The sequence below is a fragment of the Acinetobacter sp. KAM396 genome, from assembly GCF_021602765.1.
GTDB lineage: Bacteria > Pseudomonadota > Gammaproteobacteria > Pseudomonadales > Moraxellaceae > Acinetobacter > Acinetobacter towneri_A.
Genome location: NZ_BPPH01000008.1, coordinates 87,512 through 108,833 on the forward strand (window position 1 = coordinate 87,512; position 21,322 = coordinate 108,833).

Genomic DNA, 21,322 nt, shown 5'->3' on the forward strand with positions numbered 1-21,322 from the left:
TTATTATTCATGAGTCTGTGTGAAGAGAATATGCAGATGATCCATTCCTTCATCCAAGCCTTCTCCCGAAGGAGAAGGAACTTTTAATACCTTTACTTAGGTGTTTGCTGATCTTATGCGATTTTGCAAAACTTATGCAGCATCACGTTTTTGGACCAAAATCGCGCCCACTGAATAACCTGCGCCAAATGAACACAAGACACCATATTCACCATTCTCGACTTCATGTGCAGTACGGTGTAAGGCAATAATTACCCCTGCCGATGAGGTATTGGCGAACTCATCTAAAATAATAGGCACCAAACCAGGTTGTGCTGCTTCTTTGCCGACCACCAATTTCAAAATCAGTTCGTTCATACTGGCATTGGCTTGGTGCAACCAGAAACGCTTCACCTCGGTTGGCGCAATTTGATTCTTTTCCAGTTGCGCAGTGATCATTTTAGCGACTAACGGGCAAACCTCTTTAAATACTTTACGACCATCTTGATGGAAGCGTTTATCGTCAATATCTGCATTTTCACTTAGGTTTAAGAAACCGAAGTTATTGCGAATATTGTTAGAGAACTGGGTAAACAGGTTCATATCTAAAATTTCAAAACCTGCTTTGGTATCTGTCTCTTCTAAAATTGAAGCGGTTGCAACATCACCAAAAATAAAGTGGCAGTCACGTGAGCGGTAATCGTTATGCCCTGATGTAATTTCGACATTTACCAATAACACACGACGTGCGCCTGCTTTAATCACATCATGCGCTTGCTTAATACCAAAAGTCGCAGCAGAACATGCTACGTTCATGTCATAGGCATAACCCTGAATACCGAGCGCAGTTTGAATTTCAATCGCCACTGCAGGATAAGCACGCTGCAAGTTTGAGCAAGATAAAATGACCACATCAATATCTTCTGCAGACACACCTGCATTTTGCATGGCTTGTTTTGCAGCAATTACGCCCCATTCCGCTTGTAGCGAAATTTCGTCATCGCCACGTTCACGTAAATTTGGACGTAAACGGTTAATATCCAGAATACCTGTTTTTTCTGACACATAACGACGTTTTACCCCAGAGGCTTTTTCAATAAAATCAGCACTAGAGCCACGACGTTCTTCAAGCTCACCTGCCGCAATTTTGTCAGCATTGAGCTGATTATACTGTTCCACATAAGCATTTAAACTTTCGACCAATTCTTCATTGGTAATAACATCTTCTGGATGATAAAGACCAGTACCTGTAATGCGAATGCCCATGTAAAACTCCTTCTAGAAATTACTTATATCTTAACTGATTCCAAGCTGTTCCCATACTTTTTGCAGCCGAGTTGCAGAAATTGGCATTTTGGTTTTCATGGGTTGAGAGAAGAGCGAAATGCGTAATTCTTCTACCATAAAGTACAATTCCTTGAGTCGGGCATCTTGTTTGTATTTAAACAATTTGTCCATCCAAGGGTCAATTTGGGCGATAGCAGCATTGTCTCTTTGCAAGTTGTTGGGTAAGCGGTCTAAACGTAATAACAACGCTTTCAAATAGCGCGGATATTCGCTCCACACCTCTACAGGCTTGCTATACACAAAGTCTGCCAGATGCATTAAGTCCAGCTGATCTTCTATATCATCCATATTTTTAGCAAAAACTGCTTCATCAAGCATAAGAAGCTGACGGCGGATGTCTTGCCATGCAATATAAATTTCATTAAAGATACGCAGCGTGGCTTGACCATGACTGAGGAAAGTCTTTTTTACCTCAAGCTGCAACTTTTGAAACTCTTCCAAGTTGACTGGTAAGTCACAAATAATGCTTTGCAAGGTTGCATAAATCAACATTTGCTCAAGTTGAGCTTTATCACCCAAAGGCGAATACGCCAAAGCCAATGGTTTATCAATTTGTTTTTTCAATTGGCGTGATAAATCACCCAATTGCACATACAGCAAGCGAATCACCCCTTCACGGTGCTGACGAATCGCCTCGCTCTGATCATTAAAGGTTTGAATCACCACACCCGATTCATCTTTTTGTGAAAGTTCTGCAAACGCTTTACTTGGTACCAACGCCTGATATTGCTTAACCACTACGCCCGTGACTTTTTGCGAGGCTTCAAATACAAATCGTTCAGGGAAGGTTTGGAATTCGCCGTGTAACTGTTTTACTGGACTATGCGTTTCGGTACGGCAACGCGCTTTTAATTCAGATAAATCACGACCTTGTTCAATCACCCGCCCTTTTTCATCTAGCACTTTAATGAACGGCAATAAATACGCATCTACCCGCTCAAAGCTAAAGTCTTTTTCGCTGATGTGCTCAGCACGTAATTGAAATGCCAAAAAGCTAAAAATATGCTCACGTAAATTTACCGCATCAACACGTTGTCGCAATTTTCGGGCTGTGTCTGGAATAGGCACCAAATGACGGCGCTTATCTTTAGGCAAAGTTTTGAGCAAGGCTTCAATTAAATTTTCACGCCAGCCTGGAATGCCCCACGACCAGATATTTTCATCAACCTGTGCCAACGCTTGCACTGGAATTTTAACGGTTGCACCATCTTCATCATGGCTTGGGTCAAAACGGTAACTGACCGCCAAGCGCAGCTCACCATTACGCAAATAGTCAGGAAATTGCTGCGTGGTCGGACGATCATTTAGCCAAAGCGCATCATCTTCCACAAATAAATAACGTGGATTTTGCGGCTCTACTGTCGCACGCCAATCTTCAAAGGCACGGCGGCTTGCCACTTCTGCTGGTACTTTGGCCGCATAAAATTGATAAATGGTTTCTTCATCGACCACCAAATCACGCCGACGTAATTTATCTTCAACCCGTTCAACTTCTTCTAGTTTGAGCAGGTTATGTTTTAAAAATGGAGGCGCAATACCCAAGTTGCCTGTGGTTAACGCATCGCGCAAGAAAATTTCATGTGCGGCTTGCTGATCGACCTTTTCGTAATTTACAGGACGTTTCGGCTCGATAATCAAACCAAACAGCGAAATCTGATCATAGGCATTCACCACACCTGCTTTTTTAGACCAATGTGGTTCAAAATAATGATGCTTCAGCAAATCACGTGCGGCCAATAAAATCCATTCAGGTTCAATTTTTGCTAAGGTGCGCAGATACACTTGCGACGTTTCTACCATCTCAAATGCCATAACCCACGGGGTATTGGTTTTATGCAAAGTCGATGCAGGGAAAATACGCGCTTTTTGTTGGCGCACCGCCATAAAGACATTGCGCTCATCGGTTTTATTGGCAATAAAAGAGAGCAAACCTGTTAATAACGCCCGATGCAGATTTTCATAACTGGCTTTTTTTTCGTTAAAAGACAATTTTAAGCCACGCGCCAAATCCACCAATTGTTCATGAGTTTTCTTCCATTCACGTAAACGTAGCCAACTTAAAAAATGCTGGCGGGCAAAAGTACGACGTTTGTTTTCACTCATACCGTCACTGTTTTCGTGTAGAGTTTCCCATAACTTTAAATAAAATAAAAAGTCGGAATCTGCTTCACGGAACAAAGCATGTTTTTGATCGGCTTGCATTTGTTTGTCTGCCGGACGTTCGCGCGGGTCTTGTACGGCTAATGCCGCTACAATAATCAAGACTTCATTTAATACCCCAAAATGCGCACCGCCTAAAATCATGCGTGCCAGTCGTGGATCAATCGGCATTTTTGCCATTTGCTGACCAATTTTGGTTAAACTACTGCCTTGAAGCTCGTCTTTATTAGAAGTGGATTTAGCGGAAATATTCGGGTTTGAATCTCCCTCTTGCGTAGCAGAGCTATTCATTCTTTCTAAAAGAGGAGCTTTGCCCTTATCGATCATCGCACCCAGTTCAATCAACAGCTTACGACCATCATTGACCAAACGATGATCTGGCGGCTCAATAAAGTCAAAATCTTCGAGCGAGCCCAAGCCCAAACTTTGCATTTGTAAAATGACCGATGCCAAGTTGGTGCGTTTGATTTCAGGTTCAGTAAACTTTGGGCGACTTAAAAAATCTTCTTCGGAATACAGTCGAATACAGACGCCTGGTGCAATACGACCACAACGTCCTTTACGCTGATTCGCTGCTGCTTGAGAAACTGCTTCAATTGGTAAACGCTGCACCCGTGAGCGGTAGTTATAACGTGAAATACGTGCAAAACCGCTATCAATCACATAGCGAATATTGGGTACAGTAAGTGCTGTTTCAGCAACGTTAGTGGCAATAATAATGCGACGTCCACCACCTGAAGGATTAAAGATTTTTTGTTGTTCCGCCAAAGCCAAACGCGCATATAACGGCAAAATTTCAGTATGACGTGGTCCGTGCTTATGTAAGGTTTCTTGCAGTTCCCGGATTTCCTGTTCGGTACTAGCAAAAATAAGAATATCGGCATGTTCGGGATGACCTTTTTCCTGTGCATCAGCGAAACATTCTTCTACCGCTTGCACCACTGCGCGTGGCAAGTTTTCTTCAAAGTCATCAAATTCATCATCATCACTCCCGCCAATGCTTAATTCTGAAATTGGACGATAACGCACTTCGACAGGATAGCTGCGACCTTCAACCTCAAAAATAGGGGCACCATTAAAGTAATTGCTGAAACGCTGCACATCTAAAGTTGCAGAGGTGATGATGACTTTTAGATCAGGGCGACGCGGCAAGAGTTGCTTTAAATACCCCATAATGAAGTCAATATTTAAAGAACGCTCATGAGCTTCATCTATAATAATGGTGTCGTATTTATTTAAATAACGGTCATTGGCAAGCTCTGCTAACAAAATACCATCGGTCATTAAACGAACGATTGAATCTTGCGAACCCTGTTCATTAAAGCGAACTTTAAAGCTGATGGACTCTCCCAACTTTTCGCCAACTTCTTCAGCAATACGCTGTGATACACTACGCGCAGCAAGACGTCGTGGCTGAGTATGACCAATTAACCCCGTTAAACCACGGCCTGCCAACATGGCAATTTGGGGTAACTGTGTGGTTTTTCCTGAACCTGTTTCACCTGCTACAATAATGACCTGATGTTGCTGAATTGCAGCAATCAACTGCTCGGCAGATTGAGTGACGGGTAAATCTTGATTTAACTTAATATTAGGAATGCGCTGCGCACGCTCCAACACTTTTAAATTGGATTTTTCGAATAATTCCAGGTATTGCTTAGGATTAGCAGCTTTGCCTTTTCGTAGTCGATTTAAACGATGACGATCACGCGCCAAAACGAGGTGGTCTACATTTAAATGACTCTGCACAGAATACGCTTCCTAACCAAAACACAAAAGCGTATTTTACGCTTTAATGCCATAGAGAGAAAGAACAGCGATTTAAAATGCGTATTTAAAAAGTTGACAATGCCCCCTTGAATTTCAAAATATCACCCCCATATTGATGGATGTTCACGAATTGCTGAGCTGTGCTTTATTGATACCTGAAAAAATAGGTTGTCATGCAATGATCATCATTTTGAGGCCTAATCAAGGCTCAGTAATACTGTGATGAAAACGGTACACTTTTTACATACTCATTTGTTTTTCCGATGCTAGTGATGTAAAAATACCATTTCAGCAATAAAACAAAATTAGATACTCTATTGCCAACGAAATACAAACCTTAATCATGGAGACAATGATGAGCTTAATTAATACTGAAGTTAAACCATTTAAAGCAAATGCATACCACAACGGTCAATTCATTGAAGTAACTGAAGCTGACCTTAAAGGCAAATGGTCTGTAGTATTCTTCTACCCTGCGGACTTCACTTTCGTTTGCCCAACCGAGCTTGGTGACCTTGCAGACAACTACGCAGAATTCCAAAAATTAGGCGTTGAAATCTATGCAGTTTCAACTGACACTCACTTCACGCACAAAGCTTGGCACGATTCTTCAGAAGAAATCAAAAAAATCCAATATGTAATGGTTGGCGATCCAACTTGGACTCTTTCTAAAAACTTTGAAGTATTAATTGAAGCTGATGGTCTTGCTGACCGTGGTACTTTCGTTATTGATCCAGAAGGCAAAATCCAAATCATCGAAATCAATGCTGGCGGTATTGGTCGTGATGCTCAAGAACTTCTTCGTAAAGTTAAAGCAGCTCAATACGTTCACGCTCACCCAGGTGAAGTATGCCCAGCTAAATGGAAAGAAGGTGATGCAACTTTAGCGCCATCTATCGATCTAGTAGGTAAAATCTAAGTTTTAGATTAGACAATTCAAAAAACCACGCATTCCTTGCGTGGTTTTTTTATGCATTCACAATGAAAGCAACGTTCATGAATCTGTCACTCTCCTTTGATATCACTGAAGATAAAAATAGCTTCTGCAACACGCTTCTATTTATCTTTTGTATTTCTGTTCAAAAAACACGCATAAAATCCAATAAATCTTAGATTTACAATTCTGTAATACTTTTTAGTAATTACTTCACTTATGTTGAAAATAAGCAGAATTATTCTGTGAAAAATAATATAAAAAATAAAGGAGTTGCTTATGGGTAAAACACTTGCCGTGACATCCTGGACATACAGTGCATCTTCACGTTATTTAAAAATATTTTACGAAAATGGCTCTGGGGATTTATTCCATCCTGTACCACAATTTATTTATGACAACTTATTAAGACGCAGTGATAAAGCAGCTTTTGTGAGTAAATATTTAGCATACGATTTAAGCTTTAACCGTATTTCCATTCAATAATTGATCTTATAAAACTTTGAGCATCCACATTGAACGATCCAATCTAAAAATAGATTGGATCATTTTAAATAGGTAAATGGCTTCAAATATTTAATGCACTTCCTGAATCAATTTAAAGCGTTCCTGTTCACGGTCGTCATCCAAAGTAATATGCTCTTTGAACATATCAAGTGGTCTGACCCAAATAGAATAGTCGCCATATAAGCATTGATAAACCACCAATTTCTCTTGAGTTTCACTGTGTGTTGCCACATGCAGTACTTGATACAACTGCCCTTTATAATGTTGATAAATCCCTTTTTTAAGCATCAAATTCTCCACATTGCATTTAAAAGTTAAATTAAAATCTATTTGCCATCATAAAGTTAATATTTAACGTGATACATCTTACTAAAAATTAGTTTTGTTGCACAAACCCATCTCTAAGAAGCTTATTCCTCAGTATATTTTTTTGAATGAATAATCCTCCACCTAAAATTTACCCTACAACCCATGGGTATTCATATAACCTAGCTCTCATTCATTGCGGAGGGAATATTATCATTTGGTTCATCCCGCTAGGAAATAATATGCTTCAGAAAAAGGTAAACAAGGACGAAATCACACCTATTCCGATGCAGCCATCCAATACTGCTTAAATGAATAAATCCTTATTCCTTCTGTCTTTACCTATGGTCATTGGCTTTGTAAAAGGTCTTATTAAATTTTGCGGATTAAGTTGGACAGGGCCAGATTACACCACGCTTTGTAGAAGAAAAAAGCATCTTGATATTAAGATCAGCGACCAAAACACTAGCAATGTGCTTTGTTGATCCACATTTTTCAAGAAACTGGTTTTGAAGGTTTTTTTAAATTTTAATAAAAAAAATATAATAAAATCTTCATATTAGGTTTGTGTTCAAAAAAGTCAAATCTCGCTATAAGTACTCAAAATGCAATGATTGCTTAATAAATCCATTACATTATTTGAACAATTTTTAGCATCCAATTGATTTTTTTTTGGTTATATTCGCATTATCCCATCTTAAGTGGATGTAAATAAAGGACACATGATAATGAATAAACTACTTATTGCTTTAGGTCTTGCTGCTACTGTAGCACTTGTAGGTTGTGCAAAAGAAAAAGCACCAGAAACAGGGGCAACTACGGGTGAACACTTAGAAAACGCTGCTGCTCAAGCTGCACATGATGCTGAAGATGCAACTCATGAAGCTGCTGCTGCTACAGCAACAGCTGTAGAAAATGCAGCGCAAGCAACTGAAAACGCCGCACACAATGTTGCAACTGCGACAGAAAATGCAGCTGATGCGACTGTACAAGCCACTAAAGATGCAACTGCTGCTACTGCAGGTGCAGTTGAACAAGGTGCTGCAAACGTGAAAGAAAAAGCACAACAATAATTTAATTGTGTAAAACAAAAACTCCTGAGGATGTCTCAGGAGTTTTTTTATTTAACACAATTTAAACAATACACCCAAATCCTACCGAAATTACAATGCAGCTTTTAAATTACAACCATAACCCATAGTCTGTTGTACTTGGCGGTAACTGGTGTAACGATTCAAAATAAAATCATAATAAGATTCGGCATTGGCAAAATTTGCAACCAAATTTTCCTGCTCTGCACGCGCTAACTTTACATCTTTAAGTAAATCTAGATTGTAATGTCCTAAGCGATATAACTCAGCAAAATAACCATTCATCATATCGCAATAGGCAATTTTAGTCGGCTTTAAGGCGGTACTGGCGACCAAATGCTGATTTAAAGTTTGTAAATTTTTCACATCTAAAGGGAATTGATGTGCAAATGCGATGCTTTCCACTTGCTTAAATTGTTTGAAGTCTTGCGCCAATTTGGCATTTAAAGCATCTATACGTTGCTGCAATGCTGCTGCATCCTCAACCTGATATTGCTTTGGATCAATATTTTCTTGAGTTTCCTGTGGATTGCTACACGCAATTAATCCACACACTACAAGAAAACTACTATAAACGAAAGACTTCATTAATTTACTCATCAATTCATACATCCAGATTATTATGCCTGAAAGCATCTGCAAATTTTATGATATTGCTCATCTTAATATTTCATAAGGAAATGACGTATATGATTTGCCAATTAATCTAGAGTTGGGCAAAGTAGATAAAAACATGGAGTAAATAATATGACCTTATTAGAACAACTGAATATAAAGCATCCTATTTTTCTTGCTCCAATGGCTGGTGTTTCTACTCCCGAACTTGCAGCCGAGGTTTCTAATCAAGGTGGTTTGGGCTCACTTGGTTTAGGTGCAAACACGGTCGATGCTGCACGTGAGCAAATTTTATGGACTCAAGAGTTGACCAATTTTCCATTTCAAACCAATTTCTTCTGCCATGAAACAAGCCCATTAGATGAAGTCGCTGCACAAGCATGGATTGCATATTTTGAGCCAATGTTTGAACGATATGGCGTAACTGCACCAAGGCAACTGAATTGTATTTATCCAAGTTTTAAAGATCATGATGGATATTTAAATCTTGTACTAGAAACTAAACCGCAAGCGGTCAGTTTTCACTTCGGGATTCCACATGCACATCAAATTCAGGCTTTAAAAGATGCAGGGATCATTACCATGGTTTCAGCAACCAACTTAGCCGAAGCCCAGGCGATTGAAGCAGCTGGAATTGATATTATTATTGCGCAAGGCATCGAAGCAGGTGGACACAGAGGTATTTTTAACCAATCTTTTGATAGTGCAATTAAAACCAGTGATTTAGTACAACTGATTCGTAAGCATTGTACCTCGCCAGTAGTTGCAGCCGGTGGCATTATGAATGGTCAGCAAGCACAGTCAATGCTGAACTTGGGCGCCTCTGCAGTACAAATGGGTACAGCTTTTGTACAATGTAAAAGCTCGAACGCCAATCCCGCTTATCGACAAGCTTTATTTCAGCAAAACATTACTCAAATGACAGACAGTATTTCTGGACGCCCTGCCCGTGGTTTAATTAATCATTGGCATACACAGATAGATACGCCAGATCGTTTAACTGTGCCCACCTATCCATATAGCTATGATCTTGCAAAACAGCTGCATGCAGCAGCCGTTACGCAAGGCGAGCAAGGTTATGCTCCGTTTTGGGCTGGTAGTAATGTGAGTCAGATTCGTGAACTAGAAGCAGCAGATTTAATTAATCAGTTGGTTTTGGAAATGATTCACGCACGCTAAGTTTACGTACAGAAAACTCAACTGTGTATCACAGTTGAGTTTTTATTTAGTTCCAAACAAGCTAAAGCATATATTTGTATGCGATTACTTTGTGTCTAACAAGTTCAAGGTTTCAACCTGCACATCACTCATAATTTCACCATGCGCAAGTAACTGATTAAAGTAATCTTCTACTACTTTATATTGTTCTGCTGTGGTTTCCACTCGATACATATTTTGACGGAATTCGTTACTGGAATGTAAACCTTTGGTGTACCACGCAATATGTTTACGTGAAATACGACAACCTGAATATTCGCCATAGAACTCATACAGCTCAGCTAAATGTCCGAGTAATACTTTTTGAACTTCTGCAATGCTCGGTGCTGCTAACAGCTCACCCGTTGCTAAATAATGTGCGATTTCCCGAAAAATCCACGGACGTCCCTGTGCTGCACGCCCAATCATAATTGCATCTGCCCCTGTAAAGTCCAAGACGTATTTGGCTTTTTCAGGACTATCAATATCACCATTGGCAATTACAGGAATATTGAGCATGCTTTTCACTTCTTTAATCAGTGAATAGCGCGCTGTGTTTAAATACATATCTTCGCGGGTACGGCCATGTAATGCTAAGGCCGCAATGCCTGCTTGTTCTGCGCGTTTGGCAACTCGTAAAATATTTTCTTGCCCATTCAAAAAACCTAAACGGGTTTTGAGTGTGACAGGCACATCTACCGCGCCAACCACGGTATCTAAAATGCGCGCCACCAAATCTTCATCTTGCAATAATGCTGAACCTGCCAGTTTATTGCAGACTTTTTTAGCAGGACATCCCATGTTAATGTCAACAATTTGCGCTCCATTAGCGACTTGATAACGTGCGGCTTCCGCTAAATCATGCGGGTCTGAACCAGCAATTTGTGCGGAAATTGGTGCAAGCTCCCCATCAAAATTGGCACGATATAGACTCTTTTTACTCAGGCGCAAAGTTTTATCAGAAGTCATCATTTCACTGACCGCATGCCCTGCACCAAAGTACTTGCACAGGGAACGAAACGGTCTATCTGTGACGCCAGCCATAGGGGCAACGATCAAATTATTTGACAGTTGATAGGGACCAATATACATATATATTCTTAACTTTAACGATTGGCATAGTATACTGCATCTGCCCTTTGGGCTCATCCTTTTGGAACGAGTTTCCCTTATCTATGAAAGACACTGTATTCAATTCTTTGATGAAATCCTTCAGCGTGCTGGTTTTATCACTCAGCTTGGCTGCATGTGGAGATAGCGCTTGGTGGTCTAAGGACAATGAGCCAACCCTTGAAGCAGAACAAATCCGTAAACTTATTCCGAATCGGGTCAGTGAGCGTAGTTCTTGGGCAAAAGATATTTACGATATTTCAGAGCAATTAGGTATTCCACAAACCAAAGAAAATATGTGCACCATTATTGCCGTGGTTGATCAGGAGTCCAACTTTGTAGCTGACCCTCAAGTTTATGGCTTGGGCGAAAAAGCAGTTAAAGAAGTACAAGACCGTTTGGATGAGAAGTTTAAAGATAAATTGGGCGACGCCATTGGCGGTACGGTCGCAGGCTATTTTCAGGATGTACTAAAAAACCACCCAAGCCCTGAAGATAACTATTTAAGCCAAATGCGTCGGGTAAAAACCGAACGTGAATTAGATGAATTGTATCGTGAAATTTTTGACTATATGGCCAAACATTATCATGTGTCTGCGCTAACAGGTGCTGCCAAACTGTTTGGACAAAATATTGGCGAAAAACTTAATCCAATTACTACTTTAGGCTCGATGCAAGTACATATTAGCTATGCCAAAGAGCATAAACGCCAAAGCGGTAACATCGCAGAGTTACGCAGCGATCTATACACTCAATATGGCGGATTATATTACGGGATTCATCGTTTAATGATGTATCCTGCCGATTACGATCAACCGCTATACCGCTTTGCTGATTATAACTCTGGCATGTATTCGAGCCGCAATGCAGCATTCCAAAGTATGCTGAATGATTTAACCGAAGCAGAATTAGATTTAGATGGTGATTTGCTGCTTTACACTAAAGATGGTAGCGTGCGTAATGCAAAGAGTGAATCTGAACGTGAATTAATTTCCGTTTTTTCCAAACATAATATTTTAGTCACCCCACGACAAATTCGTGCAGACCTAAAAAAAGAAAAAGAAAAGAAATTTGAAGACACTGCAACTTATTTGGCGGTCACAAAACTCTATAAAGCGCAAACGGGCAAAGAGCCATTTTATGCCATGATGCCGCAAGTGGTCATTTCAGGGCCTAAACTGAGTCGAGATTACAACACCAATTGGTTTGCTACGCGAGTCAATGGACGTTATAAAACATGCATGCAAAAAGCCAAAAATATAAAAATCTAGCCCTATTTGATTTTGATGGAACCCTGTGCAGCAAAGACAGTTTTACAGGGTTTATTTTCTATGCTTTATCTAAGCGGCATATTTTTAAGCAAGGACTTAAAATCTTGCCTTGGATTCAGGCTTACTATTTAAAAGTCTATCCTGCACATTCCATGCGCCCTAAATTGTTTAATGCTATGTTTAAAGATGCAAATACAGCTGAAATATTAGCACTTGCACAGCGCTACGCAGTAGATTTAATACATGATCTTAACCCACAACTATTACAACAATTAAAGCAGCATCAATTCAATGGAGATGAAGTGGTGGTTGTTTCTGCAAGTGTGGATATTTATTTACAGTATATTTGTCAGCAGTTAAATGTCGCTTTGATTTGTACTGAAACAGCAATTGAAAAGCAGCAATTTACAGGGCGATATTCAACACCTGATTGCAGTCAGGAACAAAAGAAAATACGGATTTTAGAACAATACAATTTAAAAGATTATGCAGCTATTTATGCTTATGGCAATAGTGATGAAGATGAAGCCATGCTGAGTTTGGCGACTTATTCTTATATGGTGGGTGTAGATCATTCATTACCAGAAATTGTGGCTTGTAAAAAACGGGCTTGATTTTGATGAGTGAAATAAAAAACCCACAATAAATTGTAGGTTTTTTAAGTGACATCTCTATATTTATTTGTGATTAGATTAATTCACCACAATAACGACGTCTTTAAAGAGAATAACACTGTTTACTTCTTAAACGGAAAAGCATATTTCACAATACGTTTAAGCACACTACCGTACTGTTTGACTAAGCTCGCATTGTTATAGTTTAAGCCATATTTTTCACACACCGCTTGAACTTTAGGTGCCATTTTACGATAGCGACGTGCTGGAATATCCGGGTATAAATGGTGTTCAATTTGGTGGCTTAAATGCCCTGTCAAAATGTGGAATGCTTCAGAACCTGTCAAATTCGATGAACCACGAATTTGACGCATATACCAGTGACCACGACTTTCATTTTGCATTACAGACTTTGGAAATACTTCTACATCCTTAGTAAAGTGACCGCAGAAAATTATACTGAATGTCCAAATATTACGAATCCCATTCGCAACCAAATTACCTGTAAACACAGGTAAAGCCGCAGGACCTGCTATTAATGGAAAAAACACATAATCTTTAAACAATTGTTTTCCGATTTTCTTCTGCATAGGTTGCCATTCTTTTTTAGCTTGGGCTTTGCTTTTGCGACCATTCAAAATTTTACCGATTTCTAAATTCTGAATTGCGACACCCCATTGGAACAATAAGCAGAACGGAATACTGTATAAAGGTTGCAATAAATAGCCCGATCTCCAACGCTGTTCGGGGAACAAACGTACTAAACCATAACCAATATCATCATCCATACCTTTAATATTGGTATAAGTATGGTGCTTAAAATTATGGGTTTGACGCCAGTTGTCCGACGTCCCTACTGTATCCCACTCATAGCTTGCACCGTTAAATTTAGGATCATTCATCCAGTCATATTGACCGTGCATGACGTTATGCCCCAATTCCATGTTTTCCATGATTTTGGCAAAACCTAACAAACCTGTACCCAACACCCATGCTGGCGGGAACCAACCTGCGAACAATAATGTACGACCTGCGATTGAGCTATAACGAATCGTTGAATAAATACGGCGGATGTATTTGGCATCTTTTTCGCCAATATCATCCAAAACTTCTTGTTTGATTGCGTCTAATTCACGTGCAAGCTCATCTAATTCAAATTGTGTGAGTTCACGGTTTTTAGGATTGTGAAAATATTCTATTTTTACTGGCATATTCATAATCGTAACTCATTTATAAATCAATAATTAAATCGGTTTGTGCTGAATTGACGCATATTTTCAATTGGTTATTCGGTTCGCTATTTTGAACCCCATCAACCAAGTTTTTAGTTGCACCTTCGGCCTTGTTGCATACGCATTTATGGCAAATACCCATGCGGCAGCCGTATTGTGGTTTAATATTTTGCTGCTCTAAGCTTTCTAAAATAGATTTACCTTTTGGAATGGTCACTATCTTTTTAGACTTGGTTAAAGTCACTTGTACCAAGCCAACATCATCTCCCAAAACTGGGCTCATGCTAAAGGCTTCTGTTTTAAGTAAAGCCGCCTGTGTAAATATTTGTTCAACTTGGGTGGTAAAACCCGATGGACCACAAGCAAATACAGCACTTTTTTCAATCTCTGTCAGGCGCTGAAGATGTTCGTTATTTAAACGGCTGTGTGCCACACTCGGCTCTTGGGTATAAAACACTTGAAATTTAAAGTTTGGATATTGCTGTGCCCAAGCTTCAAATTGTGCTTTAAATGCTGCGTCTGTAAAGGTTTTTACCCAATACATTAAAATTACTGGAGTGCTCCCAAGACGACCAGATTTCGCCATATCCTGTAGCAAACTATACATCGGTGTGATACCACTACCCGCTGCCAATAGAATTAAAGGCTGAACTTGTACAGGCAATTGCATATCACCATAAGGCGTACCTAACTCCAAAATATCGCCAACTTTAGCTTGCTCAACCAACCAAGTGCTGACTTTGCCCTGATCAACTTTTTTCACTGTCAACAAAACGTGTTGTGTATCAAGCTGAGTCAAACTATAGGTTCGCTCATAACGCACGCCTCGAATGGTCACATAAACAGGATGATGCTGCCCTGCTGCACCAACTTGGAATTTATTATTGAATTGCAAAGTTAAACTCACCACACCTTGTGCGGCAGTATCTTTTTTCACAATTTTGCCAAGTGATTGATTCACCGACCATAATGGATTAATTTTTTGCAACCAGAAGTTTGCTGCATAAGGATCTAGTACTGCGTTTGCAATACTGGATAAGGGTGATTTTCTTTTTTCAGTTAGCTGCATGATTCAGCACCACACGATGAAATTTTAGTTATTATACACATGTATATATATTTGTATATACATCTGTATTGTTTCTAATCGTTTCACAAGTACTGGCGCAACCGCTATAATGCCTCTAAGCTTATAAATTATTGAAAATATGACTCAGCCTGCCATGAAAACAAAGCATGATGTGACTTTTCCAGAATCAGAAACGGTTCGCGAGCCTCTTGTCGTGCGTACGGTTGGGCGTAAAGCCACAATTACAAAACAAGAGTTATTTCAGGCAGCATTAAATTTAATTGGCCCACAAAAAAGTATCGCATCTTTAAGTTTGCGTGAAGTTGCACGTGAAGCAGGCATCGCACCAAACAGTTTTTATCGTCATTTTAAAGATATCGATGAACTTGCGATTGAACTGATTGATCGTGCAGGTGTGGTGTTGCGTCAAATTCTGCATGAAGCACGTTTAAAAGCAACAAAACAAAACAGCATTATTCGCAGTTCGGTTGAGGTATTTATTGAACAACTAGATACCGATGAGGGCAATTTAAGTCTGCTATTACGTGAAGGTTATACAGGTTCAACCTCTTATAAACTTGCTGTTGAGCGCCAGTTGAATTATTTTCAGCAAGAATTACAGGATGATTTAATTCGTTTGGAACGTTTTAATAACAGTAAATTGGCACATCCCGACATTGCAGCTAAAGCCATTACACAACTCGTATTTAATATGGGCGCTAAAGTCATAGACATGCCCACTGCAGCACGTAAAGAAACTGCCGAACAAACCATGATTATGATTCGTATGATTTTAGAAGGTGCACGTCATTTGGATGATGCCAAAATTCGTTAACATAACACAGGATAAATCGGACGATTTTCCTGAATCAGGTCACGCGCGTTTAAGCATTTAATTGCTAGACTTTGCTGTTAAGCGTTTTGTTTTTGAATTAATTTCTGCACATATGTTGCTGTGGTTTCTGGATTTTCCAAAGGAAACATGTGTCCTCCCTCGAGCACACTAAACTCAATTCCATAAGTTTTTTGCATGCCTTGCGGTAAACCTTGCAAATAAAATGGGCTGTGCCTTGCTGTAATTAAATGCACAGGTACATCTGGGGCTTTGCGTGGTGTGTGCCACCACCATGCAGGTACGGTTCTAAATATTTCAGCTTCTATCCGTTTTGGAATTGTTAATGTCACACCACCTCTTTGTGCGTCGACTTGTATGCCACTAGCAAAATAATCTTCAAAACATTGTGCATCAAAATTTTTAAATAAACGGTTATGCCGCAAAGCTTGATAGGCTTCTGCATGGCTAGCCCAATGATCTCGACGCTTCATGGTCACGGCGGCAGGTGTGAGTTGATCTACATATTTCAGTTTAAATTTTTGTAAAATTTCAAATAATGCCGACTTCGATCCAATCACAAAAGGTGGATCCATAATAATCAATTGAGAAAATAAATCTGGACGCTGATAGGCACACATCAGGGTTAATAATGAACCAAAAGAATGCCCTAAACCAATCACTTGTTGCTTTGGAAACTGCTGCTCAATGTCCTGAATCACTTGATGAATCAAATAGGTCCACTTATAGGTCACAGGAAATTCTGCTTGCATACCAATCAGTGGAATTGACTTTAAATGATAATCTGCTTCAAAACATTGAAAAAACTTTTGATAACTGGCAGAAGGAATACCATTGGCATGGGTAAAATGAATTGCAGCTTTAGTCATTTAAAATACGCTTAAAAAAGAATATCGGGTCTGTGACTTGATCTATGCGTACGCGCTTACAAATTCAACACTTGGCACATCAATCATAAATAAAAGATCAACAGCCCTTAAACTACGCATACCACTAAGTTTTGCAAATGACCAGAATGCTGAAAAAGATAAATTATGAGTCATTTTAATGACACATAAGCACTGATTACTAATTTGTTTAAGTCTGTTATGTGAAAAATCTCGCACAAAATTTTTATTGCGATATTAAAAAAGCACCCCTAAATTGCTCCGTAAAAATGAGGCGCAATACCCAACTTAAACCATGCAATTTAGAAGATGCCAAATATTAAAAAAAAGTGATTGATTAAAACTGACTCAATACAAATACACCGACTAGACACCTGTATTGAATGCACTTTTTATGGCTTTACCACCACCATCACCTGAATCGCTTCAGGCGTGACCGATGCACCATCTAATAATGCCACACCTTCTTTTTGCAATTTCTGTAAACGTGTAATTTCATCTTCACGAATACTTGGGTTAAATTGTTTCAAATAGCTTAAACGGTCAATCTCATATTGCCATTTTTTATTATACGTGTCTTTGGCTTGTAGTATAAGTTCTGGCAATGCTGTTTTAGCCAATTCCAAAGCCTGTTTATAACGTGTTTCAATCACATCACGACGTGCTTTCACCACTTGGCGGCAACTGTTACCATCTAAATGATGTAAATATGGTTTTAAAATTTCGGGTGCTATTTTTTGCGATAAATCTTGACCTTTTTCGCTCAGCAAGACACGAATCAGTTGCTGCGGTAAGCTCGACGGTAAGTTCAGCGCTTTCGGTGCAATGACATCCACCTTAAACCAAACTTCCAGTAACACTGAACCTTGTGGCAAAGCGGCAGATTTTAATACCGCAACGTTGGTGCTACCAAAACCTTGTGTATTGATCATTTCCATCACGCTTTCTGTGAATGGATGTTCTAGGGTCAAATACTGTGCATCTTCACGAATTTGTGCCTGATCCCGATAGAAAGTCGCGGTCATGCCTTCTTCGTCTAAGGTCAAACCTTGCACTTGCATTTGATCAGTTGGTTTAATAATCACCGTGCCATTGCTTTGTTCATCGAAGTCAATATTGGTCGATGCCATAAAGCGCTTCATAAACATAGGCAACGTAGTATTGTCATCGTAATCTTCTAAAGCTTGTACAATTTCCTGCGCCACCACAGGACGGCAAGAGTTGTATTCCAACAAACGATCTCGACCCGCTTGAAGTTCTGCTTCCAAAGCTTCACGCTGCACACTGACTGCTTCCAGTAAATCGTCAAACTGTTGTCCTAAGTCTGCAAGTAAGCAGTGTTTTAAATCGACAATAAAATTTTCCTGCAAGGTTTGTGCAGTGGGTGAAATATTGCTAAAAATATTGAGTGCTTCGTTATACCAACGGAACATACGCTCTTGCGCAGTCCCCACCAAATACGGCACATGAATTTGAATACGGTTTTCTTGACCAATACGGTCTAAACGACCGATACGTTGTTCTAACACGTCGGGATTGGCAGGTAAGTCAAACAAAATCAGGTCTGATGCAAACTGGAAGTTACGCCCTTCGGAACCAATTTCCGAACACAATAAAATTTGTGCACCATAAGAATCTTCTGCGAAATATGCTGCCGCTTGATCACGTTCTAACAAGCTCATGCCCTCATGGAACATGGCGGTACGAATGCCTGCATGTAGGCGGAGCGCATTTTCAAGAGCCTCTACCACAGGACCGCTACGCGCAATTAAAAGCACTTTTTTGTGTTTTAAATCACTACGTAAACGCTCCATGAGCCACATTACACGCGGGTCAGTTTCCATCCAACTGCCATCGAGCTGTGCTTCTTCTGGCCACATTTGTTCACGTAATTTACCATCTTTAGACCAGTTTTCTGGCGCAGGTAACGGCGCAGGCTGACAATCACGACCTGGGAAACCTTGAATTGCTTCACGGGTATTACGGAACAAAATACGCCCTGTACCATGACGGTCTAATAATTCGTGGATGGCACGGAAACGCTGCTCTGGGTTATCTTCAATGCGATGTCCCAACAAGCCTTCCAGTGCAACCAAATGGCTTTCTTCCAATGCGGCATCTGACATTAAGACTTCGGCAATTTTTGCCGTATGTTGATATTGCGCTTCTTCATCCAAGAAACGGTCTAGTGAACTAAAACGCTGCGGATCGAGTAAACGTAAACGCGCAAAATGGCTTTCTACACCCAGTTGCTCAGGCGTTGCTGTAAGCAATAACACCCCTGCGGTTTGTTCGGCTAATTCTTCGACCAGATCATAACGGTCATTACCACCTTCTTCTTCGCTCCACATTAAGTGATGCGCTTCATCGACCACCAGCAAATCAAAACCTGCTTCTAGGGCTTGTTCGCGTAAGTCATCGTGGTCAATCATTAAATCGACTGAAGCAATGATGCATTGTTCGGTCAAGAATGGATTCAGGTCAGGATCGTGTTCTTTAATAGATGCCGTACGGGTTAAATCAAACAAAGAGAATTGCAGATTGAAACGGCGACGCATTTCAATCATCCACTGATATTGCAGCGAATCAGGTACCAAAATCAGGATACGTTCCGCACGTCCTGTTTTGAGTTGCTGATGGATGATCAAACCTGCTTCAATGGTTTTACCTAAACCAACTTCATCTGCCAATAAGACACGTGGCGCAAAACGCTTACCGACTTCATGTGCAATATAAAGTTGATGTGGAATCAAACCTACACGCGAACCCACCAAGCCGCGCAGTGGGCTACTTTGCATATTGGCTTGCATCAACAAGGCTTCAATACGCAAGTCGTACCATTCTTTATAGTCAATTTGGCTAGCAAGCAAGCGGTCTAATGGTTTTGAAAGTTGGATACTTGCACCAATACGGGTTTCATTCAGTGATTTCTTTTCTTCACTGCCATCTTGCAAACGACGCACTACGTTATAACGCAATACGCCATGACGGTCTTCGACCGATTCAACCGTCCACACATTGCCTTCTTGGTCTTGAACTTCATCATTTACATTAAAAATGATACGCGATAAAGGTGCGTTATTGCGTGCATAGACACGGGTTTCATCACTTTTAGGGAATAAAATGCTGACCGATCGCTCATCTACATCAATCAGAACACCAAGTCCTAATTCCGTTTCTGTGTCTGATAACCAACGTTGACCAATAGCAAACTGCTGCAATTTTTCCACCTTTATTTAGAAGTTAGGGCGTATAAATTTTTGCGCAAAACCAGCTGAGTATTTGAGCAAAAATTCAGGGCGTATAGCAATATATTTTGACATAAAGCGCACTAAAAAGAGAGCCTAAAGCACAGGCTTTGCGTAATCTTTTTCGCTTAAAATGGGACTGGGCAAGTAAACTGTACACGTTGCTCAGTTTGTGGATGCAGAAAACTTAATTCTGCTGCATGTAAACACAAACGAGGCATGAGTTGTTGCTGTTCGGGCGTGGCATACAAAGTATCACCAATAATTGGATGACCTAAATATTGCATGTGTACTCGCAGTTGATGCGAACGACCAGTAATCGGCGTCAGTTGCACACGAGTCACGATTTGCCCCTGCAATTCAAACTGTTCCAATGCGCGCCAATGCGTTAACGCAGGTTTGTTATGGGTTGCATCGGCAATGTGTAATGGAGGATGTGCAGGATCGTAGACCACTGGCACATCTACAGTGCCTTCACCTTGCAGTTGCCCTGCCACCAATGCCTGATAGGTTTTATCGGTTTGGCGTTCTTGAAACTGACGCGAAATTTGCTTTTGTGCCCATTTCGTGAGTGCGAATACTAAAATACCCGAAGTATCACGATCTAAACGATGAATCAGCAAAGTGCGTGGTTCAATTTTAACCAGACGACTGATTACACAATCTTGCAAATCTGCTGTTTTACCTGGAACAGTGAGTATGCCAGCGGGTTTATGGATTACCATAAACTCATCGTCACGATGAATCAGGTGTTCGCTTAGAAAATTACTCAATTTCAATTCCAGGCTTGATCGTGAAAATAAGGCGGCAATAATAAAAAGCCTGACACAGAATTACAATGCAAAATTTGCGAATACCAGATGAATTTCCCGATTTGCTTTGCTGAAACAAGTAATACGCTGAATTTTAAATCAGTCTGCTTTTAGAAATGTGGGTTTTATAGCATGCAAGAGGCTTTGCTGCATAAATATTTTTTAAAACACTGTTTTTAATATATTTTTTAAATTTAGATAGAAAAATAGTAAGCGTCCGCTGAACCCCATGCCTATTTTTTAATTCGGTTCAGGTTTCCAGCGGTGTGGTAGCAATTCTTCAATCTGAGTCACTTTATGTGTCGGCAACCTTTTCAGCA

At 40.1% G+C, this 21,322-nt stretch carries 17 protein-coding genes and 1 pseudogene; 8 read left to right on the forward strand and 10 right to left on the reverse strand.

The window, feature by feature from the left end; translation table 11 throughout:
- Positions 1-132: 132 nt before the first annotated feature.
- Both L6C30_RS06455 and L6C30_RS06460 read right to left on the reverse strand, forming a co-directional pair.
- A complete protein-coding gene (locus L6C30_RS06455) occupies positions 133-1,245 on the reverse strand; it encodes a beta-ketoacyl-ACP synthase III (RefSeq protein ID WP_070152098.1) in 1,113 nt (370 codons plus the stop codon).
- Positions 1,246-1,275: 30 nt separating this feature from the next.
- Positions 1,276-5,235, reverse strand: coding sequence for a DUF3418 domain-containing protein (locus L6C30_RS06460; RefSeq protein WP_236162636.1), 3,960 nt, complete (start codon positions 5,233-5,235; stop codon positions 1,276-1,278).
- A 376-nt stretch (positions 5,236-5,611) separates the two neighbouring features.
- Between L6C30_RS06460 and ahpC the strand changes: the two genes are divergently transcribed.
- The gene (gene ahpC, locus L6C30_RS06465) at positions 5,612-6,175 is read left to right on the forward strand and encodes an alkyl hydroperoxide reductase subunit C (RefSeq protein ID WP_019838019.1); all 564 of its coding nucleotides are present in this window, start codon (positions 5,612-5,614) and stop codon (positions 6,173-6,175) included.
- Positions 6,176-6,469: 294 nt separating this feature from the next.
- The gene (locus L6C30_RS06470; RefSeq protein ID WP_004973053.1) at positions 6,470-6,676 is read left to right on the forward strand and encodes a hypothetical protein; all 207 of its coding nucleotides are present in this window, start codon (positions 6,470-6,472) and stop codon (positions 6,674-6,676) included.
- Between the two features lie 90 nt (positions 6,677-6,766).
- On the opposite strand, the gene L6C30_RS06475 is transcribed toward L6C30_RS06470, so the two are convergent.
- Entirely contained in the window at positions 6,767-6,988 is a 222-nt protein-coding gene (locus L6C30_RS06475) for a DUF1653 domain-containing protein (protein ID WP_236162635.1), read from the reverse strand.
- 143 nt (positions 6,989-7,131) lie between these two features.
- On the opposite strand from L6C30_RS06475, the pseudogene L6C30_RS06480 reads away from it, so the two are divergent.
- Together L6C30_RS06480 and L6C30_RS06485 are read left to right on the forward strand one after the other, a co-directional pair.
- Positions 7,132-7,482: pseudogene (locus L6C30_RS06480) on the forward strand (transposase); the annotation flags it as partial.
- Positions 7,483-7,731: 249 nt separating this feature from the next.
- Entirely contained in the window at positions 7,732-8,076 is a 345-nt protein-coding gene (locus tag L6C30_RS06485) for a hypothetical protein (protein WP_019836706.1), read from the forward strand.
- 90 nt (positions 8,077-8,166) lie between these two features.
- Here the strand turns inward: L6C30_RS06485 and L6C30_RS06490 are convergent, their stop codons facing one another.
- On the reverse strand, positions 8,167-8,682 hold the full coding sequence (locus tag L6C30_RS06490; RefSeq protein WP_026438052.1) for a hypothetical protein: 516 nt from the start codon (positions 8,680-8,682) through the stop codon (positions 8,167-8,169).
- A gap of 159 nt (positions 8,683-8,841) precedes the next feature.
- Here L6C30_RS06490 and L6C30_RS06495 point away from each other — a divergent pair, with 159 nt between their 5' ends.
- Entirely contained in the window at positions 8,842-9,888 is a 1,047-nt protein-coding gene (locus L6C30_RS06495; RefSeq protein ID WP_236162634.1) for a nitronate monooxygenase family protein, read from the forward strand.
- A gap of 84 nt (positions 9,889-9,972) precedes the next feature.
- Here L6C30_RS06495 and dusB read toward each other — a convergent pair whose 3' ends face one another.
- Complete coding sequence (gene dusB, locus L6C30_RS06500; RefSeq protein ID WP_019836703.1) at positions 9,973-10,998, reverse strand: tRNA dihydrouridine synthase DusB; 1,026 nt, start codon at positions 10,996-10,998, stop codon at positions 9,973-9,975.
- A gap of 83 nt (positions 10,999-11,081) precedes the next feature.
- Here dusB and L6C30_RS06505 point away from each other — a divergent pair, with 83 nt between their 5' ends.
- Positions 11,082-12,287, forward strand: a complete 1,206-nt coding sequence (locus L6C30_RS06505) for a DUF1615 family protein (protein ID WP_019836702.1) — start codon at positions 11,082-11,084, stop codon at positions 12,285-12,287.
- Positions 12,254-12,901 (forward strand): HAD family hydrolase, encoded by a 648-nt coding sequence (locus L6C30_RS06510; RefSeq protein ID WP_019836701.1) that lies wholly within the window; start codon positions 12,254-12,256, stop codon positions 12,899-12,901. Before L6C30_RS06505 ends, L6C30_RS06510 begins: the two co-directional genes overlap by 34 nt.
- A 122-nt stretch (positions 12,902-13,023) precedes the next feature.
- On the opposite strand, the gene L6C30_RS06515 is transcribed toward L6C30_RS06510, so the two are convergent.
- Both L6C30_RS06515 and L6C30_RS06520 read right to left on the reverse strand, forming a co-directional pair.
- Positions 13,024-14,118: an acyl-CoA desaturase gene (locus L6C30_RS06515; protein ID WP_019836700.1), complete on the reverse strand. Its 1,095-nt coding sequence runs from the start codon at positions 14,116-14,118 to the stop codon at positions 13,024-13,026.
- A 13-nt stretch (positions 14,119-14,131) separates the two neighbouring features.
- Entirely contained in the window at positions 14,132-15,202 is a 1,071-nt protein-coding gene (locus L6C30_RS06520) for a ferredoxin reductase (RefSeq protein WP_236162633.1), read from the reverse strand.
- 154 nt (positions 15,203-15,356) lie between these two features.
- On the opposite strand from L6C30_RS06520, the gene fabR reads away from it, so the two are divergent.
- Positions 15,357-16,037 carry an HTH-type transcriptional repressor FabR gene (gene fabR, locus L6C30_RS06525; RefSeq protein ID WP_236162632.1) on the forward strand — a complete coding sequence of 227 codons (681 nt, stop codon included), beginning with the start codon at positions 15,357-15,359 and terminating at the stop codon, positions 16,035-16,037.
- Positions 16,038-16,114: 77 nt separating this feature from the next.
- Here fabR and L6C30_RS06530 read toward each other — a convergent pair whose 3' ends face one another.
- The 3 genes from L6C30_RS06530 to L6C30_RS06540 all read right to left on the reverse strand — a co-directional run bounded on the left by L6C30_RS06530 (position 16,115) and on the right by L6C30_RS06540 (position 20,963).
- Positions 16,115-16,924 (reverse strand): alpha/beta fold hydrolase, encoded by an 810-nt coding sequence (locus L6C30_RS06530; protein WP_236162631.1) that lies wholly within the window; start codon positions 16,922-16,924, stop codon positions 16,115-16,117.
- Positions 16,925-17,334: 410 nt separating this feature from the next.
- On the reverse strand, positions 17,335-20,172 hold the full coding sequence (rapA, locus tag L6C30_RS06535) for an RNA polymerase-associated protein RapA (protein ID WP_236162630.1): 2,838 nt from the start codon (positions 20,170-20,172) through the stop codon (positions 17,335-17,337).
- Positions 20,173-20,318: 146 nt separating this feature from the next.
- Complete coding sequence (locus tag L6C30_RS06540; protein WP_026438050.1) at positions 20,319-20,963, reverse strand: RluA family pseudouridine synthase; 645 nt, start codon at positions 20,961-20,963, stop codon at positions 20,319-20,321.
- Between the last annotated feature and the right edge of the window lie 359 nt (positions 20,964-21,322).